The 15,580-nt window shown below is 31.9% G+C and carries 14 protein-coding genes; 9 read left to right on the top strand and 5 right to left on the bottom strand.

Annotated elements, in window-relative coordinates:
* Positions 1–90: 90 nt before the first annotated feature.
* A complete protein-coding gene (locus ACVCZW_RS04975) occupies positions 91–615 on the bottom strand; it encodes a nucleotide exchange factor GrpE (RefSeq protein WP_452228911.1) in 525 nt (174 codons plus the stop codon).
* Between the two features lie 161 nt (positions 616–776).
* Here ACVCZW_RS04975 and ACVCZW_RS04970 point away from each other — a divergent pair, with 161 nt between their 5' ends.
* Together ACVCZW_RS04970 and ACVCZW_RS04965 are read left to right on the top strand one after the other, a co-directional pair.
* Entirely contained in the window at positions 777–1,445 is a 669-nt protein-coding gene (locus ACVCZW_RS04970; protein ID WP_452228912.1) for a YceI family protein, read from the top strand.
* A 232-nt stretch (positions 1,446–1,677) separates the two neighbouring features.
* Positions 1,678–2,112, top strand: coding sequence for a hypothetical protein (locus tag ACVCZW_RS04965; protein ID WP_452228913.1), 435 nt, complete (start codon positions 1,678–1,680; stop codon positions 2,110–2,112).
* Here ACVCZW_RS04965 and mnmD read toward each other — a convergent pair whose 3' ends face one another.
* The 3 genes from mnmD to ACVCZW_RS04950 all read right to left on the bottom strand — a co-directional run bounded on the left by mnmD (position 2,113) and on the right by ACVCZW_RS04950 (position 3,741).
* Complete coding sequence (gene mnmD / locus ACVCZW_RS04960; RefSeq protein ID WP_452228914.1) at positions 2,113–2,790, bottom strand: tRNA (5-methylaminomethyl-2-thiouridine)(34)-methyltransferase MnmD; 678 nt, start codon at positions 2,788–2,790, stop codon at positions 2,113–2,115.
* Between the two features lie 6 nt (positions 2,791–2,796).
* On the bottom strand, positions 2,797–3,132 hold the full coding sequence (locus tag ACVCZW_RS04955; RefSeq protein WP_452228915.1) for a hypothetical protein: 336 nt from the start codon (positions 3,130–3,132) through the stop codon (positions 2,797–2,799).
* Between the two features lie 96 nt (positions 3,133–3,228).
* Positions 3,229–3,741 (bottom strand): DUF4920 domain-containing protein, encoded by a 513-nt coding sequence (locus ACVCZW_RS04950; protein WP_452228916.1) that lies wholly within the window; start codon positions 3,739–3,741, stop codon positions 3,229–3,231.
* A gap of 142 nt (positions 3,742–3,883) precedes the next feature.
* Here ACVCZW_RS04950 and ACVCZW_RS04945 point away from each other — a divergent pair, with 142 nt between their 5' ends.
* Complete coding sequence (locus ACVCZW_RS04945) at positions 3,884–4,933, top strand: branched-chain amino acid aminotransferase (protein WP_452228917.1); 1,050 nt, start codon at positions 3,884–3,886, stop codon at positions 4,931–4,933.
* A 40-nt stretch (positions 4,934–4,973) separates the two neighbouring features.
* On the opposite strand, the gene ACVCZW_RS04940 is transcribed toward ACVCZW_RS04945, so the two are convergent.
* The gene (locus ACVCZW_RS04940; protein WP_452231805.1) at positions 4,974–5,360 is read right to left on the bottom strand and encodes a pyrophosphohydrolase domain-containing protein; all 387 of its coding nucleotides are present in this window, start codon (positions 5,358–5,360) and stop codon (positions 4,974–4,976) included.
* Positions 5,361–5,814: 454 nt separating this feature from the next.
* On the opposite strand from ACVCZW_RS04940, the gene ACVCZW_RS04935 reads away from it, so the two are divergent.
* From ACVCZW_RS04935 to ACVCZW_RS04910, 6 genes are all read left to right on the top strand, one after another.
* Positions 5,815–6,204, top strand: coding sequence for a hypothetical protein (locus ACVCZW_RS04935; protein WP_452228919.1), 390 nt, complete (start codon positions 5,815–5,817; stop codon positions 6,202–6,204).
* A 4-nt stretch (positions 6,205–6,208) separates the two neighbouring features.
* Entirely contained in the window at positions 6,209–8,053 is a 1,845-nt protein-coding gene (locus ACVCZW_RS04930) for a tetratricopeptide repeat-containing sensor histidine kinase (protein ID WP_452231804.1), read from the top strand.
* 71 nt (positions 8,054–8,124) lie between these two features.
* Entirely contained in the window at positions 8,125–8,748 is a 624-nt protein-coding gene (locus tag ACVCZW_RS04925) for a response regulator transcription factor (RefSeq protein ID WP_452231803.1), read from the top strand.
* Between the two features lie 157 nt (positions 8,749–8,905).
* A complete protein-coding gene (locus tag ACVCZW_RS04920) occupies positions 8,906–11,173 on the top strand; it encodes a T9SS type A sorting domain-containing protein (RefSeq protein ID WP_452228922.1) in 2,268 nt (755 codons plus the stop codon).
* 127 nt (positions 11,174–11,300) lie between these two features.
* Complete coding sequence (locus ACVCZW_RS04915; protein ID WP_452231802.1) at positions 11,301–12,416, top strand: hypothetical protein; 1,116 nt, start codon at positions 11,301–11,303, stop codon at positions 12,414–12,416.
* Between the two features lie 2 nt (positions 12,417–12,418).
* Positions 12,419–15,385, top strand: a complete 2,967-nt coding sequence (locus ACVCZW_RS04910; RefSeq protein WP_452231801.1) for a T9SS type A sorting domain-containing protein — start codon at positions 12,419–12,421, stop codon at positions 15,383–15,385.
* The last annotated feature ends 195 nt before the right edge of the window (positions 15,386–15,580 follow it).

Below are 15,580 nucleotides of genomic sequence, written 5' to 3'. Positions count from 1 at the left end.
TTTTTACTGAACACTTTATTTATTTTAATTTTCAGTTTCTTTATGCTGCGCTACGCCGTAAAGGAATATAACAGCATAAGAAAAACCGTTTTACTGTCCTATTACCACTTTAGGAAAACGTATTACTTTCTCTCCTAGTTTGTATCCTTTTTCAACTACATCTATAATTTTTCCTTTTAAATCGTCTGTTGGCGCAGGAATTTGTGTAATTGCTTCATGATGGTCTGCATTAAAGACATCGCCTTGTCTAACAGATAAAGCGGCTAAACCTTTATGCTCTAACGTAGATAGTAATTTTTGATAAATTAGATTCACTCCTTTACGCAGTTCTTCAGCTTCTTTGTCGTCTTCAATATGACTTAAAGCGCGTTCAAAATCGTCTAAAACCGGTAAAAGTGACACCATAACATCTTGACTTGCTGTTTTAAACAACTCAATTCGTTCTTTAGATGTACGTTTTTTATAATTTTCAAACTCCGCAAAAAGACGTAAAAACTTATCTTTTTCTTGTTTTAATTCTGCTTGTAGTTGTTCTTCCACAGTTAACTCTTGCGTTTCTACTGTTGATTGTTCTACTTGCTCTTCTATACCTTCTTCTTTATTTTTCTTGCTCATTTTTGTACCTAGATTTTAAATACCTTTTTACAGATGGCAAAAGTACTGCCATTATTATAAAAATGTCAAAATGTCATTGACTTTTTTTTATGCTTTTTCTTATTTAACTAAATTAACAATTTGTATTTTTGTCACTTAACACTATAAACAAAATAATAATTATGAAAAAACAAGTTTTAAATATTTTTACTGTTATTGCCTTATGTACAGCAGTTATTGGTTGTAAAAAAGCAAAAGAAGCTAACACAAGTGACGCTGAAGCTGCTGCTGTTAGCGAAAGTGCAACGGCAAAGTATGTTGCAAATGTATCTGAATCTACCATTGAGTGGAAAGGTTTTAAACCTGGAGGAACACATAACGGTACTATAAACGTTGAAAGTGGAATATTTCATGTAGATAATGGTACTTTACAAAGTGGTACTTTTTTAATTGATATGAAATCTATCAATTCTACAGATGTTGAAGGTGATAAAAAAAAGAGTTTAGATGCGCATTTAATGGGAACTGTTGCAGGTAAAGAAGGTGACTTTTTTGATGTAAACAAATTTCCAACAGGAGCTTTTGAAATTACAGGAACGCAAGCTGCTGAAGGTGGAAAAACAATGCTTTCTGGTAACTTAGCTTTAAAAGGAAACAAACACAATGTTACATTTCCTGTTACTATTACTAACGAAGGAGATATCATGACCATTTCTAGTGAAGCATTTACTATTGACAGAACACAATGGGGAATTAACTATGGTTCTAAATCTGTTTTTGACAACCTTGGAGACAAGTTTATTAATGATGATATGGAATTAAAGATTACTATTAAAGCTAAAAAAGCTTAAGTCATAATTACTTTTATAAAAAATAAGGCCATACTTTTACGTGTGGCTTTATTTTTGTTTTGCACCCTATAAAACAATAACTACCAGCGATTTACTTAATTAAAATCGAGTAAATTAGCTTTTTATCGAATAATTAAAATTTATTAATCTTTTACTTTACATTTTATAATTAGAAGCTATATTTTCACCAGTATTTTTTTTTGAAGAAAGCCTTAAATATTTAGAGAGACCAATGAAATTTATATTTACATTTTTAGTTACATTCACATGTATAGCTGCAAGCTATAGCCAAGCGTCTAATACCTTAAGTTTTGAAAATTTTGAAACCGACTTTTTCTCTTATAATCCAGAGCAAAAAAAAACGGTAACAGATGATCACTTTAGCTTTGCAGAATATGTGATTTCTGAAACTAAAAAATCTTTAAATAATGATGTAAGTAATTATAATGTAATTCATTATTGGAACATACTAACCGCATTAGATATGCTTAAAGAAGATAAATCTAAATTAATTTTAGGTTTTCAAAAATTAGTAGAATTAGAAGGTAGCTGTAAATATATTGTTAATTATAAAAAGAAAATTTCTTTTTATAAAACCATAACGGCAATGTATGACCACTACTACTTGCAGTGTAAAAAAAGCGACAGTCTACTAGGCACGAACTAATTACAATAATTTAGTTGCTCTTAACATGTGCCTTTTTCCGGGAGGACCTGGTAAGCGTTTTAAATCAAACCCTACACTTCTTAATGCTCTTTTAACAGTTCCTTTAGCAGCATATGTTACCAAAACTCCATTTTTCTTTAGTGCATTAAACATACTTTTAAAGATCTCTTCGGTCCATAATTCTGGTTGTACTCCTGCTCCAAAAGCATCAAAATAGATAATATTAAAAGCCTCTTTTTCGTTTATTTCTGAAAAATCTTTTTGCTCTTTAATCAGATGGAAATTACTGGTGATTTGCGCTTCGGTTTCCCAAGGAACTTCATGTAGTTTATTAAAAGCAACTTCCTTTTTTGAAGCATCTAATTGCGTAACATAATTCAATTGTTGTAACTCTTCCAATGAAATAGGAAAAGCTTCCACTCCTTTATACTGAATTTTAAGGTTTCGTTTTTCGGCTTCCAACAATGTCATAAAGGCATTCAATCCAGTACCAAAACCTATTTCTAGTATCGATATACTTTCCGCATTATTTTCATCTACATAATGATGTAAACCATTTTTAAGATACACGTGTTCTGCTTCTTGAATTGCTCCATGTGTAGAATGATAATGTTCATTCCATTCTGGAATATGAATGGTTGTAGAACCGTCTTCTGTAATTATTATTTTACGTTTCAAAACGAACTATTTAATTAATAGTTTTTTTATTCTTGGTATTGGTCCTGTACATTCGGTTTGGTGACAAGAAATACAAAGACCAACAGCATTATTAAACCGATCTTCAATAGGTGTCTTAGAATCTGTATTGAAAACCTCTTTTTCTGCGGAAACAAAAAGTGTAGAAAATGCTTGAAACCTTTCGCTTCTAGATTTAAAATCGGAAAGTTCTGCGGTATGAATCTTTAAAAAATCTAACGGAAATTCTGTTGGAATTTCACCAGCAATAATTTCTTTTTTAATCTTTAAATTATGCGCATACATTTCGTTCATGAGTATTGCCATTTCTGACGACTCATACATATCGTAAACCTTTTTTTCTTTTTTTTCGACTTGTTTTTCTTTCGTATTACAATTGAATAAAAAAGCGAAACAAAAAAACCAAAGCACATGTTTCATCTATAATTGTTCTTCTACAAGTAAAACGCCATCTGCTTCAAAAGAATATGTTTTTTTGGATTCTGTAATTTGTGCAATTTCTTCAGCAGATTTTCCTGCATCTTCTGCATAATGACGAAGTTCTTCAACAGGCACTTCGTTTACGTATGCTTTACCATTTATAATTACTTCTTGTCCTGCAATATTTTTAGGCATGAAGAAACCATAGTCTTTAAACTTAACCATAACTTGTTCTCCATTCTCTAAATCTAATTTCATCCAGCAACCTTTAGCTTGACAAACATCCGCCACTTTTGCAATCATTTTAGAGTTTATACTATCTCCAACTTTCATTGTTTTATAGTGTTCCGCCATAGAAGTTGCCGTAATAGCATCTGCTGCAATAATTTCTTCTCCAAAAGATTTATATGCTACTTCTTTAACTTCTTCTATTGTAGCATCCCCTTTTTTCGCATCGTTTTTACATGCCACAAAAACAGTTAAAAGCATTGTAATTAGTATATATTTCTTCATTTTTAATTCTATTTTAATATTAATATTTCGGCATAAAGATAGTACTTTTTAAAAAATAATTAATCTTTTTTATACCACTATTATTCTGTATTTTTGTGTCTTAATACATGTTTTTTAGCATGAATAAACAATTGCAAACAAAATGGATATAGTAAAAGTAGAAAAATCAAGAATAGATAGCGTTGATTTTGAAAATTTAGCTTTTGGTCGCGAATTTTCGGATCATATGTTTGAGTGTGATTTTGTAAATGGCGAATGGCAAACTCCAAAAATAAAACCTTACCAAGCATTAACACTGGACCCTTCGGCTCGCGTGTTTCATTATGGTCAAGCCGTTTTTGAAGGAATGAAAGCGTTTAAAGATGATAATAATAAAGTTTGGTTATTTAGACCTTTAGAAAACTTTAAACGTATTAATGAGTCGGCAAAACGATTAGCAATGCCAGAATTTCCGGAAGCATATTTTACGGAAGGACTAAGTACTTTAATTAGTTTAGACCAAGATTGGACTAAAAAGGGAGATGGTAATGCGTTATATATAAGACCTTTTATTATTGCTACAGAGCCTGCTATTTCTGCTGCGCCTGCTAGCGAATATAAGTTTATGATTATTTGCTCTCCAGTTAAAGCGTATTATACTGGTTTAGTTCGCGTTTTAATAGCCGAACAATTTAGTCGTTCTGCAGATGGAGGTGTTGGTTATGCAAAAGCTGCTGGTAATTATGCCGCACAGTTTTACCCTACAGCTTTAGCTCAAGATCAAGGATACCAACAAATTATTTGGACCGATGCTAGTACACATAAATACCTGGAAGAAGCAGGTACCATGAATGTGTTTTTTAGAATAAACGACAAGCTAATAACAGCACCTACAAGTGATCGTATTTTAGATGGAATTACTAGAAAGAGTATTATTCAATTAGCAGAAGACAATAATGTAGAAGTAGATATTAGACCTATTTCGGTGGAAGAATTAAAAACAGCATCAAAAGACGGGTCTTTAAAAGAAATTTTTGGAACTGGAACTGCTGCAGTAATTAGTCCGATTTCAGCATTTGAACATGCTAAAGAAGTATATGAATTACCGGAATTGAATGCCGATTCTTATTCTACTGTTTTCAAAAGAAAACTATTAGACATACAATATAACAAAGCAGAAGACAACCATAATTGGCGAGTAGCTGTAAAATAAAAAAGTAAAAAAAGCAACCCGGTGGGTTGCTTTTTTTTATTTACTTATCTAATATTTCAGAAATATTGGGTTTAAAATAATTTGGTCCTTTAAGCACTTTACCATCTTCCCGGTAAATTGGTTGTCCGTCTTCTCCAAGCTTACTCATATTACTTCGTTGAATTTCGTTAAAGACCTCCTCTATTTTATCTTGCATACCATGTTCTATAATAGTACCACAAAGAATATACAACATATCTCCTAAAGCATCTGCAACCTCTACCAAATCATTATTATTAGCAGCTTCTAGGTATTCTTCGTTTTCCTCTTGCATTAAATTAAAACGAAGTGTATTCTTATCTTTTCCTAAATCTGCTTTTGGTGCTTCTCTATGTCCAATTTTAAAAGCAGTATGAAATGCTTTTACAGCTTTAATCTTATTTTTCATATAAATATATTTGTTTATCAATTTCCGTGAAAACGGAAACCTTATCGTTATTAATTTCACTAATTTTGCATAAAAATAGATATATGTTTAGTACTGGTCAAATCGTTTTCGGAATTTTATTTGCAATCGCATTTATTATCGTAATTACGTACACGTACCGAAAAGACCTAAAACTACACCAACGTCATTACAAAGGAAGCATTTGGGTTTTAGTTGCTTTTATCTGTTTTATCCTTTTTATTGTTTCTATTAAGCACTTCTTAAAGTAATTCAACTGCAATTATTGTTGTTTGTCTGAATTTTATATACTTCAAAAAAAATATCCTTAACTTTTTAGAATACCTGTAACTAGGTATTTTTTCGCATGTCTATATTTGAGATATTTGCAACTAACCAAACCAAAACTATGGGAAATTTAAATTCGGTGCGCTTATTATGTTTTTTCATTTTTTTAATGAATTGCAAAGACAATAACCTGAAGCAAGAAAATTACAGTTTTGATTTGTGCAAGAATCCTTGCGCAATTTTAAACCAAGGCTATGATTACAATACCATCGACGGAACAGCAAAATACATAATTCCATATCCTAGTGGATCCAAGTTAACCGAGGTAGATAATAAAAATAATATTATAACCTATAACATTACTGGTAGCGGAGATTTTACAAAACCAAAATTTCAACAGTTTAGCAAAAATAGTTTATCCAAAACACCTGGCGCAGGATTAACCATTATAGTGGAGTTTGAAAATTTTGACTGTAACGCAAGTAGCATTACAAAAAGAAAGAAAAAAACGATAATAAAAGGATCTCCAATAACTCTTGATTGTGGAATTTTGGAGTAATTTCATGAGAGCTTCATTTATAAAATTAGTCTGTATTTTTTGTTGTTCTACTATTTGCTTAGCACAAAAGGATTCTGCCTATTTTTATTTTGATGCTACCACGCCTATTGCGTTACTAGAGTCCAAACTTAAAAATTCTAAAAATACCACAGATGCTACATTCTATAAATTAATATACCATAGTCGTTTAAGAGATAGTGATTCTATGTTTTTTTATATAAATCTGCTAGAAAAGAATAAAAAACTTACCAAATTTCAACAATGCAGAGTCTTATATTTTGAGGGGTTTTATAATAAAATAACGAGTAACGATTCTTTATTTTTTAAAAAAAGTTATCAAACACTTCAATTAGCAAAAAAAACTCAAGATACTTTAACCACGTTGTCTTGCCTTTCAGCGCTTAGCCAGACTTATGACTATAATAATGACAACTATTATAATCTAGAATATTTAAATGATTTAGAACAAAAAGCAAAAGAGTATAATAATACTACGTATAAAATAATTCATCGTTTTTTATTAGCGACGTACTATTATTATAGAGATGAAAACAATGAAGCACTACGTAATTATAAAATGCTTTTAGGCTATAACTACAAAAAAAGAGATAGTGCTTATTTACTTTATACCTATAATAATTTAGGTGCATTGTTTGAAGACAATTTATTACAATCGGATTCTGCCATATATTATTTTAATAAGAAATTAGACTTCTTTAAAAAATCACCAAGTCATGCATCAAAAGAAAGTTATTTTAACACGTATTTTAATATTGGTGTTTCGTACGAAAGATTAAATAAACTGGATGAAGCTGAAAAATTTTATTTGAAAGCGGATAGTGTATCTACTCGAGAAAACATCCTTAAGAATAGTAAAAAAATCAATGAAAATCTATCGGATTTATTTGCCAAACAGAAAAAGTACCATAACGCATATAATAGTCTAAAATTATCACTTGAACTTTCGGATAGCTTAAATACCAAAGATCATAAAGAAGCTATCGCCAATATTAAAGAACAATACGATAACCAAAAACTACGTGCAGACAACCTAGAAAGCGAAGTAAAAAGAAAACAAAATCAAAACCTGCTTATTGCATCTTTATTCCTCCTAGTTTTTGGTGGGTTTTCTGCATTCTTAATTCAGAAAAACACCAAACGCAAACAACTACTTGCCGAACAAGAAAAAGAGCTGCAAACACAAAAATTAGCAACGGTACTTAAAGAACAAGAACTTACAAGTATTGACGCTATGATTGCTGGTCAAGAAAAAGAAAGACAACGGATTGCTAATGATTTACATGATGATCTTGGTGGACTCATGGCTACCGTAAAACTGCATTTTAACTCCTTAAAAGAAAATAACTCCACAGAAATATTTGACAAAACAAATTCGTTATTAGACGAAGCATATACCAAAATACGAAATATAGCACATGCAAAAAATTCTGGCGTTATTGCTAAACAAGGACTTCTAAAAGCGGTTAAAGAAATGGCTAACAAAGTTTCGGGAGCTAATAAAACACAAATAGAAGTAATAGATCACGGACTAGAAAACCGTTTAGAAAACAGTTTAGAGCTAACTATTTTTAGAATCATACAAGAACTTGTTGCCAACACTATAAAACATGCAAAAGCCACACACGTAACCATTCACCTTACTAACCATGATAATAGTTTAAACATTATGGTAGAAGATAATGGCGTTGGTTTTGACACAAAAACCATTTTTAAAAAAGGAATGGGAATTCATAGTATAGATAAGCGCATAGAACATCTAGAAGGTAGCATGACCATAGAATCTGAAATTCATCAAGGCACAACAATAATAATAGATTTACCGATATGAGAAGATCCTATATTTTAGATGGTTATCTATAAATTAGAGGAGTTTGATTTTTGAATTAAAAATAGAAAATAATGATACGATTAGCCATAGCAGAAGATCATCAATCCTTAATTGATGGATTACAACTACTCTTAAAATACGAAGAAGACATTTCTATAATTGGTACCGCAAATGATGGCGAACAGCTACTTAAAATAGTAAGATTAAAACAGCCAAACGTTATTATTACAGATATAAGAATGCCAAAATTAGATGGAATTGCCGCTACAAAAGTGATAATGAAAGAGTTTCCAACTACAAAAGTATTAGCGTTTTCTATGTTTGATCAATTGGATGCTATTGAACAGATGTTAGATGCTGGAGCCAAAGGTTATATATTAAAAAACTCTTCGCTAACCGAAGTCTTACAAGCAATTAAAACAGTATATAAAGGAGAAACGTACTTCGATAAAAACATAGATACCAATGCGCTTGGCACCGATAAAAACAATTCTAAAAAAGGACTTTTAACCAAAAGACAAATTGAAATACTAGAACTTGTTGCACAAGGTAAAACCTCACGAGAGATTGCCGAACAATTATTTATTGGTATTCATACGGTAGATACACACCGAAAAAATATGATCCGTATTCTTGGTCTTCAAGGTAAAGGGGAATTGATGCGTTATGCATTAGAGAAAAAGTATAAATTCTAGTACATTTAAAATACCCATTACTAGGTATTTTTTTCATGATATGTTTCTCCTAGTTTTGTTATAATCCTTTAAAAGGAACTAAGATTTTAAAAACATTCTTTTTCTAACAATCAGATTATCACTATCTTATAGTCGCTATTAATTAATAAAAAATATCATGAAACAACTCTTACTTTATTTTACACTTACTGTTTTAACAATTCAAAGTACTTTTTCTCAAGTACCTGCAAACGATCTTATTCAAAATGCTACATTGGTAGATCAATCTCCTCACGTAGAAAGAAACGTAAGAATAGACCAAGCAAGTGTTGGAGATGGCGGACAAAACGGCTGTGAACTTGGTGTTAATTACCAACAAATATATTATAAGTTTACTGCAACTAATACAAACATAATTTCTATAACAATAGAAGACTCACGTGAAGGTTATACTTTGGGTAATGCTTTTGCTATTGTTTATTCTGCTTCAGATTTAAATGCCACCAGTGACAGCCAACTAACAAATATTTCTCCATGCACTTATGCTGGTGAAACAACCTTTACTCCTACAGTTGGAACTAATTATTATGTTATCATACACAGAACCAATGGAGAATCAAACTATACATCCATAACTATAGACATCCCGCAAGCGGTAACTCCAAGTGAAAAAACAGCACTTCAAGATTTATATAATAACACAAATGGTGCAACTTGGACAAATCAAAACAACTGGAATACTACAAATCCAGAATCTTCATGGCATGGCGTTACAGTGAAAAATGGTCATGTTTCTAAACTTTTATTAAATGCAAATAATTTAAACGGAACTATTCCAGCTTCCATTTTAAATTTACCATACTTAGAAGAAATAAATTTTAGCAATAATGGAATAAGCGGAACTTTCCCAGATATAGGAACAATAACAACAATCAATTCCGTAAATATTTCTAATAATGACTTTTCATTTTCAGATTTAGAAACCAATTACGCAAGTAATAACACTATAGCCTCCTTTATATATCAAACACAAAACAAAAGAGATACTGAAGATTCTTTTGATGGTATAACAGGAAACAGTTACACATTAACCATGAACCCAATAAGCGGTACAAATGTACAATACCAATGGTATAAAAAACGTTTCAACTATTTTAATGCAAGTGATGATGCAATACCAGGAGCAACCGGTAATACTTATTCTATAACCAATTTACAAGACCAAAATTTTGATGTGTATTTTTGTAGAGCAACCAGCGCCAGTGTTCCTTATTTAGTAATTGAGCGAAATAGTATCGAAATTAAAGGCGAAGTATCGCAATTACAAAAAGATGCTTTAATTGCTATTTATATTTCTACTAACGGAGGTAGCTGGAATGACAACACCAATTGGTTAAGTGCAGAACCTGTTTCAGATTGGTATGGTGTAACCGTTACTGGTAATAAAGTTTCGAAACTAGAATTTTCAAATAATAATTTAACAGGAACATTACCTCCAGAAATTGGTGATTTAACTGGTTTAGAGTATTTATCTTTTTATTCTGGAAATAGCATTAATGGAACATTACCTCCAGAAGTTGGAAACTTAACCGAGTTACGCGTTTTAAGCTTTGAATACAATAATTTTACAGGACCCATTCCTGCCTCTTACGCTAACCTAACGGAGTTAAGAGGTTTTTGGTTTAATAACAACCAGCTTTCGGGTGAGGTGCCAGATTTTATAGCAACCAATTATCCTAATATGGTGTATTTTGATATTAGCTATAATAATTTTCAAGGTATATTACCAGATTTCACTGCATTACAATACTTAAAATATATAAATATTAATAACAACCATTTTTATGCTTCCGATTTCTCCGATCAATTTAATGATTACATCACACAAGCGAATTGGAATAGTAGCTGGTATTACTCCCCACAAACCACTTTAGATACTCCTGGAAGCCAAAATCTAAACACAGGTAATGACATCACCTTATCTGTTAGTGAAACAGCAGGGAGGTTTTCTAGTAGAACTTCTAGTTCCCCAGTATTTCAATGGTATAAAGACAACCTTATTATTTCTGGAGCAGATACAAATCCGTACATAATTACAAATGCACAACCTTCCGATTCTGGAAGCTACCATTGTGTAATAACCGATAATGATATTCCTAATTTTGAAATTATTAGAGCACCTATACTTGTAGATGTAGCTTTAAGTATTAATGAAAACGAATTAAAAAAGGTACAGATATATCCTATTCCTACAAAATCTATGCTTTACATTTCAAGTAATCGCATTGTGAATTTTATTGAAATTTTCGATCTATTAGGAAAAAAAATTAAGCATATAGAGAAACCTTCCAATAAAATAGATCTTTCTAATTTTTCTCCTGGTGTATATATTTTAAAATTACAAACAGAAAACAAAACCGTTTCAAAACGAATCATTAAAAATTAATTAAATTATTAGCTCTAAAACATAACGCTTACTAATTCTTGTTTTCAAAAATCCCCACTATTGGGGATTTTTTTGTGTTAAGTCCTTTTCTACATTAGGACTCTATTAATCAACAAAAACTTAAGTCATGAAAACATGTACAAAAACATTCAAAAACGCCTTAATCTTATGCTTTACACTTGTTTCTACAAGTTTATTAGCACAAACCATTATCACTATTGATAATAATTCTGGTTCTACAACCACACACCAAACTATTCAAGCTGCACATGATGCTGCTTCAGCTGGAGACATTATTTATGTACAGCCTTCTGGCACATCATATGGTGCTGTTACCATAGATAAAGAATTAACTATAGTTGGTAGATCACATAGTGAACCTAGTAAAGTTTCGCAATTAGCATCAGTTATCATTCGCTCTTCCGCAGTAACGCTTAAAGGTTTAAAAATAGCTTCGTTGAATCCACAAGGTTCTGGCGCACCAATCGCACCTCCTTTTATTGGTTTAGATATTGACGAGTGCTATGTAACTAATCTAACCCTTGGTGAAGGTAATGCTGCCCCAATAGTGGTTATAGACGATATTAAAATAAGAGGTAGTCTTTTAACAGGAAATAATTACATATATGAAGATGCTACCAATGTACTTTTTTCTAATAATATTTTCACTTACAGTAGTCCTCTAAGTATTTATAACACAACAAGTCTTGTTGTTGCCAATAATATTTTTAAGTTTACTTCTAGTTTAAGCCTTACTAACAGCAATGTAAGCGGGACAGCCATATTATATAACAATATGTTTATTTCTAATTATGGTGCAGAAGCAAACGTTTATTTTAATACTGGAGATTTTAACCTATCTAACAACCTTACCTATAATTATGCTGACACTTTCAATATTATATTTACAAATGGTAGTGGAGGAACATATTTAGATTCTAATACATTAACAGATATAAATCCTCTGTTTACAAACATTGATAATTCTGTAAATGGCAGTCTTGCAGGTTCTGGATCTTATAACCCAGCCTACCGTTTAGAAGAAGATCTAACCTTACAATCAGGATCCCCTGCACTTATTGGTGGAGGTGGTGGTTCTGAAATGGGCTTACATAACAATGGCTTTTTATATAACATGCTTGGTAACCCAAAAGGCATACCAACACTAGACGTAATTAGTTATGATGGTGCTGTACCTAAAAACGGCAATATTAATGTAACTATTAACGCAAAAGCGCATTAATTATGAAAGCGCAACACAAAAACATGCGCTTGCCAATTAATTATCTATTAGGATGTATACTATTATTCTTTTTTAGTTTTGCCACAGTAACCTCGCAAAACATACAACAATTAGAATATTATTTTGGTACAGATCCTGGATTAGGTAATGGTACTTTGGTAACTGCAAACGCAAATACAGGCGAACTTACACAAGCTTTAAATTTATCAATAACTGGTTTAAATGAAGGCTTTCATAAGCTAACCGTTAGAGCTCAAGGTAATTTGGGTACTTGGGGATTATACCAAGATGTTACTTTTTATATTTCAGAAGAAATTAATACAAGCGATCCTATATCTAATATAGCTGGAGCAGAATATTGGTTTGATGCAGATCCCGGACAAGGAAACGGAAATCCGTTAACCATTTCTGGAAGTCCAAGTGATACTACTCAGAATTTTGCTATTCCTTTAGAAACTTTAGATACTGGTTTTCATACTATTGGAATACGAACTCAAAATCTAGATGGAACATGGAGTTTATACGACAAGAAAGTATTTTATGTTTCGGAAGAAATTGCAGGAGGTGCCACTGTCTCTAACATTGCAGGAGCAGAATATTGGTTTAATGCCGATCCAGGACAAGGAAACGGAAATCCGCTTACCATATCTGGAAGTCCTAGTGATACTTCACAAAACTTTGTAATTCCGTTAGGAACACTAGATGTTGGATTTCATACCATAGGTTTACGAACACAAAATCTGGATGAAACATGGAGTTTGTACGATAAGAAAATATTTTATGTTTCGGAAGAAATTGACGGAAGCGATCCTGTTTCTAACATTGCAGGAGCAGAATATTGGTTTAATGCAGATCCCGGACAAGGAAATGGCAATCCTTTGACTATTTCTGGTAGTCCGAATGAAACATCGCAAAACTTTGTAATTCCTTTAGGAATACTGGATGCTGGTTTTCATAAATTAGGATTACGAACTCAAAATCTAGATGGAACTTGGGGTATATACGAAAAGAAAATATTTTATGTTTTTGAAGCCGAAGACAACCAGCCTCCTGCTGCTTTAGCGGAAGCTGAATTTTTATACGATGCCGAATTAGGCTTTGGTACAGGAACTGCTGCTACTTTAACACCAACCGGAAACACAGATGAATATCTCGTAGAAATTCCGACAAATCTAGTTACCTGCGATTTACATGACGTTTGGTTAAGTATAAAAAATGCAGATGGTAATTATTCGCTGTACAAAATCACATTAGATGTAGATGTTTATGACGACTTACCTCCTACCATCGTCGTATTTCCAAATATCACTGCAGAACTAGATGCAAATGGTCAAGTTTCTATAGACATCGATGATGTGAACAATGGTACTTTTGATGATTGCGAATTAGTTTCGGTAGTATTAAATCAGACACAATTTGATTATACTTGTGTAAATCTTGGCACAAATACGATAACTATTACTGCTACAGATGCCGAAAACAAAGTAAGTACACAAGATGTAACCATAACTGTTATAGATTCTATTGATCCTGTTGCTGTTACCCAAAATATTACGGTGCAATTAGATGCTAATGGAGATGCAAGTATTACCGCTTCGGAAATAGAAAATGGTTCTACAGATAATTGTAGTATTGCAACAAGTAGTTTAGATATTGTAAGTTTCAATTGTACCAATTTAGGTGCGAATACAGTTACGTTTACCGTAGAAGATACTTCTGGAAACAGCAATAATACAACTGCTGTAGTAACAGTAGAAGACTCTATAAATCCGACAGCAATTACACAAAATATTACTGTGCAATTAGATGCAAATGGTAATGCTACTATTACACCAAACATGGTGAATAATAATTCTACAGACAACTGTACTATTGCTAGTTATAGTTTAGATACTACTGCTTTTACTTGTGCTAATTTAGGAAACAACACAGTTACTTTAACGGTTATAGACCAGAGTAATAATAGCGATACCGAAACGGCTATAGTTACGGTTGTAGATGCTATGAATCCATCAGTTATTACCCAAAATATAACTGTTCAGTTAGACGCCAATGGTACTGCGAGTATTTTAGAATCGGAAATAGAAAATGGTTCTACAGATAATTGCACCATAGCAAGTAGCAGTTTAGACATAACTAGCTTTTCTTGTGCAGATCTTGGAGCGAATACAGTCACGCTTTCTGTTACAGACCAAAGTAATAATACAGGAACAGCAACTGCAATCGTAACGGTTGAAGATGCAATAAATCCTTCAGCAATCACCCAAAATATTACGGTACAATTAGATGCTAATGGGAATGCTAGTTTTACTCCAAATATGGTAGATAACAATTCTACAGACAATTGTTCTATTACTAGTTACAGCTTAGATATTACCTCTTTTACTTGTGATGATATTGGAGATAATACCGTTACTTTAACAGTTACTGACGCGAGTAATAATAGCGATACCGAAACGGCAGTTGTCACTGTCGTAGACACCTTAAATCCGACTGTAAGTGGTCAAGATATCACAGTCGATTTAGAAGGAAATCCCTCTATAACTATAACCGTAGATGATGTGGATGATGGCTCTTCAGACAATTGTACTTTTTCTTTAAGTATAGATATAGATACTTTTACAATGCCTGGAGATTATCCTGTAGCATTAACAATTACAGATAATTTTGGTAATGCAACGGCCGTAACAATTACGGTAACAGTTCTTGACTCTTCTTTAGGTATTGAAGAAGAAAGTCTAACAAAAAATCAAATTAAGGTTTTTCCAGTTCCAACGGAAGGCTTTATAAATATTTCTACAAATATGCAAATAGATGAAATGGTAATATTTGATTTAAATGGTAAAAAAATCATGCAAAATCAAGGAGCTGTTTCTAAAATGGATGTTTCCAAAATAGAAGTTGGTATGTATTTAATCCGATTTAAAGTAGAAGACAAATATTACACTAAACGTATCATTAAAAACTAATTAGAATAGCACGTGTTTTTTAGGGAAAATTAATACTCCTTCTAATTAATAAAATCCCCTTTATTGGGGATTTTATTCCTTCCAATAATTCCATAAATTAAAAAAAACAAATACTTTTAAAATGTTTCAAATAATATCAATACTTTTTATTCTGCTTATTTTCAATTTCATTTTACTAAAATTTAGCATTAATAA

This window comes from Lacinutrix sp. MEBiC02595 (assembly GCF_053601555.1).
The sequence above is the reverse complement of the archived record's forward strand: the minus strand, read 5'-3'. Positions and strand labels throughout refer to the sequence as shown.

Excerpts from the sequence above, each read along its gene's own strand:
- ACVCZW_RS04975 (WP_452228911.1), bottom strand. The coding sequence starts at position 615 with ATGAGCAAGAAAAATAAAGAAGAAGGTATAGAAGAGCAAGTAGAACAA.
- ACVCZW_RS04970 (WP_452228912.1), top strand. The coding sequence starts at position 777 with ATGAAAAAACAAGTTTTAAATATTTTTACTGTTATTGCCTTATGTACA.
- ACVCZW_RS04965 (WP_452228913.1), top strand. The coding sequence starts at position 1,678 with ATGAAATTTATATTTACATTTTTAGTTACATTCACATGTATAGCTGCA.
- ACVCZW_RS04955 (WP_452228915.1), bottom strand. The coding sequence starts at position 3,132 with ATGTATGAGTCGTCAGAAATGGCAATACTCATGAACGAAATGTATGCG.
- ACVCZW_RS04950 (WP_452228916.1), bottom strand. The coding sequence starts at position 3,741 with ATGAAGAAATATATACTAATTACAATGCTTTTAACTGTTTTTGTGGCA.
- ACVCZW_RS04945 (WP_452228917.1), top strand. The coding sequence starts at position 3,884 with ATGGATATAGTAAAAGTAGAAAAATCAAGAATAGATAGCGTTGATTTT.
- ACVCZW_RS04940 (WP_452231805.1), bottom strand. The coding sequence starts at position 5,360 with ATGAAAAATAAGATTAAAGCTGTAAAAGCATTTCATACTGCTTTTAAA.
- ACVCZW_RS04935 (WP_452228919.1), top strand. The coding sequence starts at position 5,815 with ATGAATTGCAAAGACAATAACCTGAAGCAAGAAAATTACAGTTTTGAT.
- ACVCZW_RS04930 (WP_452231804.1), top strand. The coding sequence starts at position 6,209 with ATGAGAGCTTCATTTATAAAATTAGTCTGTATTTTTTGTTGTTCTACT.
- ACVCZW_RS04925 (WP_452231803.1), top strand. The coding sequence starts at position 8,125 with ATGATACGATTAGCCATAGCAGAAGATCATCAATCCTTAATTGATGGA.
- ACVCZW_RS04920 (WP_452228922.1), top strand. The coding sequence starts at position 8,906 with ATGAAACAACTCTTACTTTATTTTACACTTACTGTTTTAACAATTCAA.
- ACVCZW_RS04915 (WP_452231802.1), top strand. The coding sequence starts at position 11,301 with ATGAAAACATGTACAAAAACATTCAAAAACGCCTTAATCTTATGCTTT.
- ACVCZW_RS04910 (WP_452231801.1), top strand. The coding sequence starts at position 12,419 with ATGAAAGCGCAACACAAAAACATGCGCTTGCCAATTAATTATCTATTA.